This window comes from Streptomyces sp. NPDC015127 (assembly GCF_043080095.1).
Classification (GTDB): domain Bacteria; phylum Actinomycetota; class Actinomycetes; order Streptomycetales; family Streptomycetaceae; genus Streptomyces.
The window spans coordinates 117,952-128,766 of the sequence record NZ_JBIBVE010000019.1 but is presented as its reverse complement, the minus strand read 5'-3'; the positions used below and the strand labels follow the sequence as shown (position 1 = coordinate 128,766).

Genomic DNA, 10,815 nt, shown 5'->3' with positions numbered 1-10,815 from the left:
GACGAGCGGACCGGCGACCTCCAGGTGGTGGACGTGACGGCCGCGAACGAGTCGAGAGTCCTCGTCCACGACGCCCACAACCCCAGCCCCACCACGGCCTTCGCACTGTCCCGGCTCGCCGACAACGACACGTTGCACCACACGCCCATCGGCGTCCTGCGCAGCGTGGAGCGGCCCGTCTACGACACGCTCATGGCCGACCAGCTCGAGACGGCCGTCGAGAAGGACGGCAAGGGCGACCTCGCGACGCTCCTCGCCGGCAACGACACCTGGACGGTCGTCGGCTGACACCCGCCTCACGACGCGAAGGGGCCGGGAGCACTGCTCCCGGCCCCTTCGTATGCGACCGTCACGCGCTGTCCGCCGGGCGGGCCTTCCCGTCGTCGTACGCGGCCCGGGCCGCCTGCACCTCGGCCACCCGCCGCTCGGTCCAGCGGGCGAGGTCCCACACCTGCCGGGCGGCCTCCTCGCCCAGCCCGGTGAGCGAGTAGTCGACGCGCGGCGGGATGACGGGCTTGGCGTCGCGGTGCACGAAGCCGTCCCGCTCCAGCGTCTGGAGGGTCTGGGCCAGCATCTTCTCGCTGACGCCGCCGACATGCCGGCGCAGCTCGCTGAAGCGGTACGAGCGCTCCAGCAGGGCGGCGAGCACGAGCACGCCCCAGCGGCTGGTGACGTGCTCCAGGATCAACCGGGACGGGCACATCTCGCGGTTCACGTCGGGGACGGCGGCCCCGTTGCTGCTTACGGCCATGCCAGTACCTTACTTCAAAGTGGGTACTTTCGAATGGTTAGCGCTCACCCTAGGGTGGTTTCACAGACAGATGAAGCACGCGAAACGGAGAAACCACCCATGAGCATCGTTGTCACCGGCGCCACCGGAGCCCTCGGCCGTCTCGTCGTCGAGGAGCTGCTCGACACCGTCCCGGGCGACCGGATCGCCGCGGTGGTCCGCGACGAGGAGAAGGCGGCGGACCTCGCGGCGCGCGGCGTCGAGCTGCGGATCGCCGACTACGGCGACCCGGCCGCCCTGGAGGGGGCCTTCCGCGCCGGTGACCGGGTGCTGCTGATATCCGGCAGCGAGGTCGGCCGCCGCGTCCCGCAGCACGCGGCCGTGATCGAGGCGGCGCGGGCCGCGGGCGTCGCACAGCTCGCGTACACCGGCGTACTGGGCGGACCGGAGGCCGACTTCGACCTGGCGGCCGAGCACAAGGCGACCGAGCGGCTGATCCTCGAATCCGGCCTGCCGTACACCTTCCTGCGCAACGGCTGGTACACCGAGAACTACACGGGCAACCTCACCCCCGTCCTGGAGCACGGCACCGTCGTCGGGAGCGCCGGCGACGGCCGGATCGCCTCGGCCGGCCGCGCCGACTACGCGGCCGCCGCGGCCGCGGTGCTGACGGGCGAGGGCCACCTGGGCGCGGCGTACGAGCTGAGCGGCGACACCGCGTGGTCCCTCGCCGAGTACGCCGCCGAGCTGTCGCGGCAGACCGGCCGGACGATCACGTACACCGAGGTGCCGGCCGAGACGCACCTCGGCATCCTCACCGGCGCGGGCGTCCCGGAGCCGTTCGCCCGCATCCTCGTCGACGTCGACCAGGCCATCGGGCGCGGGCTGCTGGGGCGCACCACGGGCGACCTGGCTCGGGTGACCGGGCGGCCCACAACGCCCCTCGCCGAGACGGTCGCGGCGGCACTGGCCGCCGCCTGACCCGCCCTCCTGCGACCCCGATCCGTCATGACCGTATGGCGATACGGGCATGACATCCTTACCGCGCACGCGTACCTTCTTCAAGGAACGCGCGCGCGGGGCAGGAGGGTCAGTGAAGTCGCACAGCGAACAGCGGGCAGGGTTGCTGTACGGGATCGGCGCCTACGGGATGTGGGGTCTGGTCCCCCTTTTCTGGCCGCTGCTCAAGCCGTCGGCGGCGATGGAGATCCTCGCCCACCGGATGGTGTGGTCGCTGGCCGTCGTGGCGGTCGCACTGCTCGCCCTCAAGCAGTGGGGCTGGATCCGCGAACTGGTGCGGCAGCCGCGCAAGCTGGGGCTGATATCCGTCGCCGCGGCGGTGATCAGCGTCAACTGGGGCGGCTACATCTGGGCCGTGAACGCGGGCCATGTCGTCGAGGCATCGCTCGGCTACTTCATCAACCCCCTGGTCACCATCGCCATGGGCGTCCTGCTGCTCAAGGAACGGCTGCGGCGCGCGCAGTGGGCGGCCGTCGGGATCGGCTTCGCCGCGGTGCTGGTGCTGGCGATCGGCTACGGCAGGCCGCCGTGGATCTCGCTGATGCTCGCGTTCTCGTTCGCCACGTACGGGCTGGTGAAGAAGAAGGTCAACATCGGTGGCCTGGAGTCGCTGGCGGCCGAGACGGCGATCCAGTTCCTGCCGGCGCTCGCCTTCCTGCTGTGGCTGGGCGCGACCGACTCGTTGACGTTCGGCTTCCACGGCACCGGCCATGCGGCGCTGCTCGCCGCGACGGGTGTGGTGACGGCCGCGCCGCTGGTCTGCTTCGGCGCCGCGGCGATCCGGGTGCCGCTGTCGACGCTGGGGCTGCTGCAGTACCTGGCGCCAATCTTCCAGTTCCTGCTGGGGATCCTGTACTTCCACGAGGCGATGCCCGCCGAGCGGTGGGCCGGGTTCGCGCTGGTGTGGCTGGCCCTGACGATCCTGACGTGGGACGCGCTGCGAACGGCCCACCGGAACAAGGCGCAGGCGCTGCGCCTCGCGGCGTCGGCGGCCACGGAGACGACCCCGACCCCGCCGGCCCCGACCCCGACCGCAAACCCCCACCCCGGCGCCTGACCCCGCCGGGGTCTCGGGCCCGCGCGGGTGCGGTTGCCGCCGCGGCGGCACCGGGCAGGAGCCTCGGGGCGACCGCGCCCGCTTCGGCCGCCCACCGGCCCCGGCACCGACCCGGCCGAACCCGGCGCCCTTGAGCCGGCCCCCGGACCGGGGGCTCGGGCTCGCGCCGCCACGAGCCGTCCCCGCCCGGGCGGCACCGGGCAAGGTGCGTCGCGGAGGACCGCGGCCGCGCCCGCCACCGACCGTGCCGAACCTCGCCCCCTTGAGCCGCCCCCCGGTCCGATGCCTCGGGCTCGCACGGCCCGGGGGCCGTTCCCGGCGGAGCCTCGCCCGGCAACGGCCCCGCCCCGCCGAACTGCCAAGAGGCCGTCCACGTGGCCGCGTTCCCGGCCCCGGCCCCGGGCACGGGTGGCCCCAGGGCCCCAGCAATCAGCGCCCCCCACAGCGCGTGCGCCTGCACAGCCCGCCCCGTGGTGCACGTCGGCGCGCCCGGCAGGGCGCAATCGTCACCCGAACGGATCAGCTCCGCCTCTCGGCACAGGCCGCCCCTGATGGCCGGTGTTACCACCGGAAGACCAGGCCCGGTCATACGGACCGCGAAAACCCAGAGAGCGGAGCGAGTGCGTCATGTCACAACCCCTCGCACTTTCGATCAACTTCGGTCAGGGGATCACCGACGCGTGGTCCGCCGTGGCCAAGTTCATCCCGAAGTTCCTCGCCTTCCTGGCGATCCTGATCATCGGCTGGTTCATCGCCAAGGCGATAGCCAAGGTCGCCGACCGCCTTCTGCGCAAGGTCGGCTTCGAGCGCATGGCCGAGCGCAGCGGCATATCGAACACCCTCCGGGACGCCAAGTACGACGCCACCGGCATCATTTGCAAGATCCTCTACTACGCGGTCTTGCTGATCGCCCTGCAGCTGGCCTTCGGTGTCTTCGGACCCAACCCGGTGAGCACGATGATCAACGGCATCGTCTCCTGGATCCCGAAGGCGATCGTCGCCTGTGTCATCGTCGTCGTCGCCATGGCCATCGCCCGCGCCGTCCGCGACATCGTCCAGGGCGCCCTCGGCGAGACCTCGTACGGCAGGGTGCTCGCCACCGTGGCCTGGGGCTTCATCGTGGCGCTCGGCGTCATCGCCGCGCTCAGCCAGGCGCAGATCGCGACCGCGGTCACCGGGCCGGTCCTCATCGCCGTGCTCGCCGCCATGGCGGGCATCGTGATCGTCGGCGTCGGCGGCGGTCTCATCAACCCGATGCGGGAGCGCTGGGAGCGCTGGCTGGCCACCGCCGAGGCCGAGTCGGGCCGCGCCAAGGACACGCTCACCGCCTACCAGCGCGGGCGCGCCGACGCCGCCGCGGGGCAGCCCGTCACCGAGCGCCAGCCGGGCCGCGCCCGCGGCGGGATGGGCGGCAGCCAGGAGATGGGCCGGGGCGAGGACACGCCCCCCGGCACGGGCACCGGCCGCGACCCGATGTGACACCGCCGGGTCCGTGTGGCCCGCGGAGACCGTGCACGGAAACGGACCCGGTCGACATCTGTCGACCGGGTCCGTTTCCGTCGGCTCCGTCAGGCGCCGAGCAGATCGTGCTCGCGGATCAGCCAGCACACCGCCGTGAGCCGCAGCGTGGCGAAGTCGTAGCCGACCGGCTCCGACCAGTCGATCTCCGAGAGCCAGTCGGTGAAGCCCAGCGTGTAGTCCGCGAGATCCTCGCGCCGCACCACGTCGGCCGCCTCTGGCCGTCGCTGCCCGGGCAGCAGCGGCACGAGCGCGTCCCGGACGGCGGCCGCGTGCTGATCGACGGCGGCGACGAGCCCCGGCTCGAAGGCGAACTCCGAGAGCCGGGGCATGTAGGTGGCGGCCACGCCGACCAGAGGGCAGCCGGGCGGCCCGCTGAGGGGCGAAGCGTCCATCCCCCCACGTTAAACCGGGAACAGACCCCTCAAGACGTGACGTCGGTCGCAAAACACCCCGATCCGTCGGCCGCGCCGTCGACCGGTCACGCCCGGCCCCGGTCCACCCCCAGTGCCGCCTCCACTCGCGCGGCCACCGCATTCCAGTGCGCCCTGCGGCGCTCGCGCTCCTCCGCACCGGTCAGCCGCTCCTGGTGGAAGCGGAGCACCGCCCCCTCACCGGAGCGGGCGGCGGACACGGCGACCTGCACGGTGCTCGTGCCGTACGTGACGCGGATGCGGTCACCGGGACGGTAGGAGCGGACCTCGCCCCTGACGCCGTCGGCCGTCTCGTACGCCTCACCCTTCCGCGTGGGCAGCCGGACGCCCTTGCCCAGCCACAACTCCACGCCCTCGGGGCTCGCGAGGAAGTCCCAAACGGCGGCCGGCGGCAGCGGCAGGGTCCGGGACACGCCGATCTCCCAGCCCGCGTCCTTGGTCAGTCCGGTGGTCACGATCCGTCTCCTTCGGCATGGCGGGCGCGGTGCGCCTGGACCTTGTTGCGGTTGCCGCAGTGCTCCATCGCGCACCAGCGGCGGCGGCCGGGCCGCGAGGTGTCGACGAAGAGCAGGGAGCAGTTGTGCGTCGCGCACTCGCGGATGCGGTGCGCGTAAGGCCCCGTGAACAGCTCCACGGCGTCGCGCGCGACGGTCGACAGCAGTTGGGGCACCCCGGCCGCGCCCGGCGCCCACTGCCGCGATCCGTCCGCCGCGATACCGAAGGCCAGGGGCGGCTCGGCGGCGGCCGCGTTGACCGTCGCCACGTCGGCCGGGTCGAGCTCGCGGTCGTGCACCCGGGCGCCGGCCATCCGCCACAGGGCGTCCCGCAGCCGCCGGACCGCCGCCAGAGAGGCGTCGTCGACGTCGAGCCGCAGTCCCCCGGGCAGGCGGCTGGACGCCACCCAGTGCAGCAGGCCGGCCGGCTCGTCGAGCACCTCGTAGCGCGCGAAGTCCCCCGGTCCGCCGGTGGTCAGCAACTCAAGGCAGAGCGCTCCCGGGTCGAAACGGTAGGGACGCCCCTCCCGCGTGCGCAGTACCAGTCCCGGCGTTTCCGTTGCGACCTCACCCATGTAACCACTATAACCGGTTGCCATGACACTGCACTGGAAGCTCGTGATCGACGCCGCGGACCCGCACGCCCAGGCCGACTTCTGGGCCGAGACGCTCGGTTATCTCGTCGAGGACAACAGCCGCCTGATCGAGCAGGTCCTCGCGCAGGGGGCCGCGCCGGTCGAGGTCACCGTGGAATCGCACGGCCGGCGCGCATGGCGCGATCTGGTCGCCGTCCGCCATCCGGACGACCCGTACGACGAGAACAGCGGCATGGGACTCGGGCGGCGCATCCTCTTCCAGCGCGTCCCCGAGGCGAAGACCGTCAAGAACCGCCTCCACATCGACGTGCACGCCGCCCCCGGCACGAGGGACGCGGAGACGGACCGGCTGCGGCGGCTCGGGGCGACGGTCGTGCGGCACGTGAAGGAGCCGGGCGGGGAGTGGGTGGTGATGACGGACCCGGAGGGCAACGAATTCTGCGTGCAGTGAGGGGGGTTCCGGCGTCCGGTACACGAACACGCGTGTCCGGATCCCGCTCTTGACGGCACGTCAAAATCTCACTGACCATTCAGCACGCACAGCGCACGTCAAGCTCCAGCGCCCCGGGCCCCGCCGGCCCGGGGCGTCACGCACGTTCCGTCTCATCCCCGTACGGAATCCGGAGCCCCCACATGAACCTCTCCGTTCCCAGACGCACGCTCGCGGCCGCCGCCTTCGCCCTCGCCGGGCTGCTCGCGGCCGGCGCGCCGGCGGCGACCGCCGCACCCGGCGGCCCGAGCGCCCCGGCGGCCGCGCTCGCCGCACCGGACATACCGCTCGCCAACGTCAAGGCGCACCTGACCCAGCTCCAGTCCATCGCCACCGCCAACGGCGGCAACCGGGCGCACGGCAGGCCCGGTTACAAAGCGTCCGTCGACTACGTGAAGGCCAAGCTGGACGCGGCCGGATTCACCACCTCCGTCCAGCAGTTCACGTACAACGGCACGACGGGCTACAACCTGATCGCCGACTGGCCGGGCGGCGACACCAATCAGACGGTCATGGCAGGCGCCCACCTCGACTCGGTCTCCTCCGGCGCCGGCATCAACGACAACGGCTCCGGTTCGGCCGCCGTCCTGGAGACCGCGCTCGCCGTCTCCCGCGCCCAGCTCCAGCCCGCGAAGCACCTGCGCTTCGGCTGGTGGGGCGCGGAGGAGCTGGGCCTGGTCGGCTCACGGCACTACGTGAACACCCTGCCGTCCACCGAGCGTGCGAAGATCTCCGGCTATCTGAACTTCGACATGATCGGCTCGCCGAACCCGGGCTACTTCGTCTACGACGACGACCCGGCGATCGAGCAGACCTTCAAGGACTACTTCGCCGGGCTCGGTGTCCCGACGGAGATCGAGACGGAGGGCGACGGCCGCTCGGACCACGCGTCGTTCAAGAACGTGGGCATAGCCGTCGGCGGTCTGTTCACCGGCGCGAGCCGCACCAAGACGAGCGCGCAGGCGCAGAAGTGGGGCGGCACCGCGGGCCAGGCCTTCGACCGCTGCTACCACTCCTCCTGCGACACGACGTCGAACATCAACGACACCGCGCTGGACCGCAACAGCGACGCCGTCGCCCATGCGATCTGGGCGCTGTCGGCCGGCACCACCGTCCCGCCCGGCGACTTCTACGAGAGCACCGCGGACGTGGCCGTCCCGGACGCCGGAGCGGCCGTCACCTCGACCGTGACCGTCTCGGGCCGCACGGGCAACGCCCCGGCCGCCCTCAAGGTCGGCGTGGACATCAAGCACACCTGGCGGGGCGACCTGGTGATCGACCTCGTCGCACCGGACGGGACCGCGTACCGGCTGAAGAACTCCAGCGGCAGCGACTCGGCGGACAACGTCATCACGACCTACACGGTGGACGCCTCGGCCGAGGCGGCCAACGGCGCCTGGAAGCTGCGGGTCCAGGACGTGGCGCGGTACGACACGGGCTACATCGACAGCTGGAAGCTCACCTTCTGACGGCCCGGCCCGGCGGGAGCGGACCGCTCGGACGCCCATCCGTGACGTTCTCGGCGGCCCGGGCGCGCCCGGGCCGCCGGACGGATCGACCGCGCCCCGCCGTACGCGGAGTACGGCGGGGCGACGGGGCGGCCGATGCGGCTGCGCCCGACCGGGGGCGGCGCGGGGGCTACTTGTCCTCGTTGGCCGCCTTGACCAGGGCGTCCTTGGTGACGGCGCCGACGTAGACCGTGCCGTCCTCCGTCATGAGCGCGTTGACCAGGCGCGTGGAGAAGACCGTGCCCTGGCCGAACTTCCCGGTGACCTTGTCGCCGAGGGCGTCCAGGAACTGCTGGGCCTCGGCCGGGGCGTCGCCCTTCTGCGCGGCCCCCGCGTCCGCTCCGCCCGGCGCCTCGATCTTGGCGACGGACGTCCAGCCCTCGCCGATGACCTGCGGTCCGGCGAAGTCCGCGAGGCCCTTCTCGAACTCCTCGCCGGCGTGCCGCTGCTCGTCCGCCGACTCGTCGGCCTCCGTCACCTTCGCCCCCTTGGGCGGGGTGAAGTCGAAGGTCGACGCGGCGGGCCGGGAGAAGTCGACCGTGGTGAAGCCCGCGTCGACGACGGCCTTGCCGCCGCTGCTCGGCGTGAGCGTGAACTTCAGCGGGGTGCCGGTCCTCGCGTCGACCGCGATGGTGACCGAACCGACCGTCGAGCCCTTCTGCTCGGGCTTGACGACCAGCTTGTACGCGTCCCGTCCGGCGACCTTGGCGGTGCCGCCCACGGTGATCGACGTGGTGCCCTTCGACGCCTTCAGCACCTCGTCCGCGAAGTCCTTCGGCGTGGTCGGCAGGTCGTCGGCCCGCTTCTCGGCAGCGCCGTCGTGCCCGCTGCCGCCCTTGCCGTCCTCCTCGGCGTGGAAGACCTCGTTCGAGGCGCTGTCGTAGCCCCACACCTCGTCGCCGTTGTGGATCAGGCTGTACTCGTCCGAGTCCCGCACCAGGGAGATCTTCTGGCGGTCCGGGCCGTCGGCGGCGATCCGCAGCGTGTGCGTACCGGACGCCAGCTCGGTCAGCCGGGCCTGCGGGTCGGCCGAGGAGCCCTCGCCGCCGCCCGCGCCCGCGAGGGAGCCGGCCAGACCGTCGAGCGCGGGGAGCCCCAGGTCGGTGGTGATCTTCATGGTGCCGGAGAGCTGCTCGGTGTCGGACGCGGCGATCTTCTCGATCAGCTCCTGTGCCGTGATCTCCGGCAGATCGGGGTCACCGGAGTCGGCGAGCGCCGGGACGAGCCCGATCGTCCCCGCCGCCACCCCGGCCACCACGAGGGGGACGAGATAGCGGGAGGCCTTGCGGCGCCCCGCTGCGAGGCCCTCGGGCGCCTCGGTGGAGTGTGCGCTGTCGTTCGGTGCCATGGTGTGCCCTACCTCCGTGGTTGGTCAGGGGTGGTGTTCACCATCTGACCAAAACGGCAGCGCGGAAGCGTCAGCCCGCGGGCGCAAACCCGTGTACCCCTCCGGTATGACACCGGACCCTCCCAAGTCCCCCGTCCCGTAGGGGTCGAGGAGGTCCATCAGGGGCTCGGTTCTCCCCCTGGCTTCGCCGGGGGGACCCCCACGGGGCGCCTGAGACGGCGTCGACGGTCGATCGTGCTCGACTGCTCTCCCCCAGCTACCTCCCCCTGCGCCCGCAGGGCGTAGGGGGAGTGCCCCCACTCGCAGCCTCCGCGCTCCCCCCGCCTGCGGCGGGAGGTGCCCCCACTCCCTTTCGACGCCGCCGCGCCCCTTCGGCTCCCCCTGGCTTCGCCGGGGGCCCCACGCCCGGGCGGCTCAGCCCGCGCGGTGGACCACCGCGTCGCACAGCTCCTCCAGGGCCGCCTTCGCGAAGCAGTCGGGCAGCGGGGCGAGCATCGCCCGTGCCTCCTCCGCATAGCGGACGGAGTCGAGCCGCGCCTGCTCCAGCGCCGGGTGCTCGCGCAGCCGGCGCAGCACCTCGGCATGCCGCTCGTCGTCGCTGAGGTCGCCGTCGAGCAGCGCGATCAGGTCCAGGTCCTCGGGCCGGCCGTGCGCCGCGGCCGCGGCGCGCAGGTGCAGCACCGGCAGCGTCGGGATGCCCTCGCGCAGGTCGGTGCCCGGCGACTTGCCGGACTCGTGCGAGTCGGAGGCGATGTCGAGGACGTCGTCGGCCAGCTGGAAGGCGACACCGAGCCGCTCCCCGTACTGCGTGAGGACCTCGACGACCCGCTCGTCGGCGCCGGACATCATCGCGCCGAAGCGGCAGGACACGGCGACCAGCGAGCCGGTCTTGCCGGCCAGCACGTCCAGGTAGTGCTCCACCGGGTCGCGGCCGTCGCGCGGCCCCGCGGTCTCCAGGATCTGTCCGGTGACCAGCCGCTCGAACGCCTCCGCCTGGATGCGTACGGCCTCGGGGCCGAGGTCGGCCAGGATGTGCGAGGCGCGGGCGAACAGGAAGTCGCCGGTGAGGACGGCCACCGAGTTGCCCCAGCGGGTGTTGGCGCTGGGCACGCCGCGCCGCACGTCGGCCTCGTCCATCACGTCGTCGTGATAGAGCGTCGCGAGGTGGGTGAGCTCGACCACGACGGCCGAGGGCACGACACCCGGCGCGTGCGGATCGCCGAACTGGGCGGTCAGCATCACGAGCAGCGGGCGGAAACGCTTCCCCCCGGCCCGGACGAGGTGCTGCGCGGCCTCCGTGATGAACGGAACCTCGCTCTTGGTGGCATCGAGCAGGCCCGCCTCGACAGCCGACAATCCGCTCTGGACATCGGCCTCAAGAGCCTGGTCCCGCACGCTCAGCCCGAACGGCCCGACGACGGTCACGAGGGGGTCTCCTGTCTGCTGACGATCACACGGATTGTCGATGTGTCGCTGGATTCACTCAAGTCAGCGTATCCGGTCGCCTTTCGATCACCATGAGCGCCCGCCCGCCACCCCCGGTATGTTCGTGATCAGCCGCAATGAGCTGGAACGGGGCATTTACCCCTGTCCGTGATCGTCCCCGCCGCCCCTCGGCGG

Annotated in this window: 11 protein-coding genes and 1 pseudogene; 6 read left to right on the top strand and 6 right to left on the bottom strand. The window is 72.4% G+C overall.

Annotation, left to right across the window (positions count from 1 at the left end; genetic code table 11):
- A pseudogene (locus ACF08N_RS31545) lies at nt 1-288 on the top strand (2-oxoacid:ferredoxin oxidoreductase subunit beta); the annotation flags it as partial.
- Nucleotides 289-349: 61 nt separating this feature from the next.
- Here ACF08N_RS31545 and ACF08N_RS31540 read toward each other — a convergent pair.
- Nucleotides 350-751: a winged helix-turn-helix transcriptional regulator gene (locus ACF08N_RS31540; RefSeq protein WP_392328126.1), complete on the bottom strand. Its 402-nt coding sequence runs from the start codon at nt 749-751 to the stop codon at nt 350-352.
- Nucleotides 752-850: 99 nt separating this feature from the next.
- On the opposite strand from ACF08N_RS31540, the gene ACF08N_RS31535 reads away from it, so the two are divergent.
- The 3 genes from ACF08N_RS31535 (at nt 851) to ACF08N_RS31525 (ending at nt 4,286) form a co-directional block, all read left to right on the top strand.
- The gene (locus ACF08N_RS31535; RefSeq protein WP_392328125.1) at nt 851-1,711 is read left to right on the top strand and encodes an SDR family oxidoreductase; all 861 of its coding nucleotides are present in this window, start codon (nt 851-853) and stop codon (nt 1,709-1,711) included.
- A gap of 112 nt (nt 1,712-1,823) precedes the next feature.
- Nucleotides 1,824-2,807, top strand: a complete 984-nt coding sequence (gene rarD / locus ACF08N_RS31530) for an EamA family transporter RarD (RefSeq protein WP_392328124.1) — start codon at nt 1,824-1,826, stop codon at nt 2,805-2,807.
- A 627-nt stretch (nt 2,808-3,434) separates the two neighbouring features.
- Nucleotides 3,435-4,286, top strand: coding sequence for a hypothetical protein (locus tag ACF08N_RS31525; RefSeq protein WP_392328123.1), 852 nt, complete (start codon nt 3,435-3,437; stop codon nt 4,284-4,286).
- Between the two features lie 89 nt (nt 4,287-4,375).
- Here ACF08N_RS31525 and ACF08N_RS31520 read toward each other — a convergent pair whose 3' ends face one another.
- From ACF08N_RS31520 to ACF08N_RS31510, 3 genes are all read right to left on the bottom strand, one after another.
- Nucleotides 4,376-4,720 (bottom strand): DUF6401 family natural product biosynthesis protein, encoded by a 345-nt coding sequence (locus tag ACF08N_RS31520; RefSeq protein WP_392328122.1) that lies wholly within the window; start codon nt 4,718-4,720, stop codon nt 4,376-4,378.
- Between the two features lie 86 nt (nt 4,721-4,806).
- Nucleotides 4,807-5,214, bottom strand: a complete 408-nt coding sequence (locus ACF08N_RS31515; RefSeq protein ID WP_392328121.1) for an SRPBCC domain-containing protein — start codon at nt 5,212-5,214, stop codon at nt 4,807-4,809.
- On the bottom strand, nt 5,211-5,828 hold the full coding sequence (locus tag ACF08N_RS31510; protein WP_392328120.1) for a CGNR zinc finger domain-containing protein: 618 nt from the start codon (nt 5,826-5,828) through the stop codon (nt 5,211-5,213). The genes ACF08N_RS31515 and ACF08N_RS31510 overlap by 4 nt, the downstream gene beginning before the upstream one ends.
- A gap of 22 nt (nt 5,829-5,850) precedes the next feature.
- On the opposite strand from ACF08N_RS31510, the gene ACF08N_RS31505 reads away from it, so the two are divergent.
- Both ACF08N_RS31505 and ACF08N_RS31500 read left to right on the top strand, forming a co-directional pair.
- Nucleotides 5,851-6,300 carry a VOC family protein gene (locus ACF08N_RS31505; protein ID WP_392328119.1) on the top strand — a complete coding sequence of 150 codons (450 nt, stop codon included), beginning with the start codon at nt 5,851-5,853 and terminating at the stop codon, nt 6,298-6,300.
- A gap of 182 nt (nt 6,301-6,482) precedes the next feature.
- Nucleotides 6,483-7,808, top strand: coding sequence for a M28 family metallopeptidase (locus ACF08N_RS31500; RefSeq protein ID WP_392328118.1), 1,326 nt, complete (start codon nt 6,483-6,485; stop codon nt 7,806-7,808).
- Nucleotides 7,809-7,977: 169 nt separating this feature from the next.
- Here ACF08N_RS31500 and ACF08N_RS31495 read toward each other — a convergent pair whose 3' ends face one another.
- Together ACF08N_RS31495 and ACF08N_RS31490 are read right to left on the bottom strand one after the other, a co-directional pair.
- Nucleotides 7,978-9,195 carry an outer membrane lipoprotein carrier protein LolA gene (locus tag ACF08N_RS31495; RefSeq protein WP_392328117.1) on the bottom strand — a complete coding sequence of 406 codons (1,218 nt, stop codon included), beginning with the start codon at nt 9,193-9,195 and terminating at the stop codon, nt 7,978-7,980.
- Between the two features lie 414 nt (nt 9,196-9,609).
- Nucleotides 9,610-10,620, bottom strand: coding sequence for a polyprenyl synthetase family protein (locus tag ACF08N_RS31490; protein WP_392328116.1), 1,011 nt, complete (start codon nt 10,618-10,620; stop codon nt 9,610-9,612).
- Nucleotides 10,621-10,815 lie beyond the last annotated feature (195 nt).

Excerpts from the sequence above, each read along its gene's own strand:
- ACF08N_RS31540 (WP_392328126.1), bottom strand. The coding sequence starts at position 751 with ATGGCCGTAAGCAGCAACGGGGCCGCCGTCCCCGACGTGAACCGCGAG.
- ACF08N_RS31535 (WP_392328125.1), top strand. The coding sequence starts at position 851 with ATGAGCATCGTTGTCACCGGCGCCACCGGAGCCCTCGGCCGTCTCGTC.
- ACF08N_RS31525 (WP_392328123.1), top strand. The coding sequence starts at position 3,435 with ATGTCACAACCCCTCGCACTTTCGATCAACTTCGGTCAGGGGATCACC.
- ACF08N_RS31520 (WP_392328122.1), bottom strand. The coding sequence starts at position 4,720 with ATGGACGCTTCGCCCCTCAGCGGGCCGCCCGGCTGCCCTCTGGTCGGC.
- ACF08N_RS31510 (WP_392328120.1), bottom strand. The coding sequence starts at position 5,828 with ATGGGTGAGGTCGCAACGGAAACGCCGGGACTGGTACTGCGCACGCGG.
- ACF08N_RS31505 (WP_392328119.1), top strand. The coding sequence starts at position 5,851 with ATGACACTGCACTGGAAGCTCGTGATCGACGCCGCGGACCCGCACGCC.
- ACF08N_RS31500 (WP_392328118.1), top strand. The coding sequence starts at position 6,483 with ATGAACCTCTCCGTTCCCAGACGCACGCTCGCGGCCGCCGCCTTCGCC.
- ACF08N_RS31495 (WP_392328117.1), bottom strand. The coding sequence starts at position 9,195 with ATGGCACCGAACGACAGCGCACACTCCACCGAGGCGCCCGAGGGCCTC.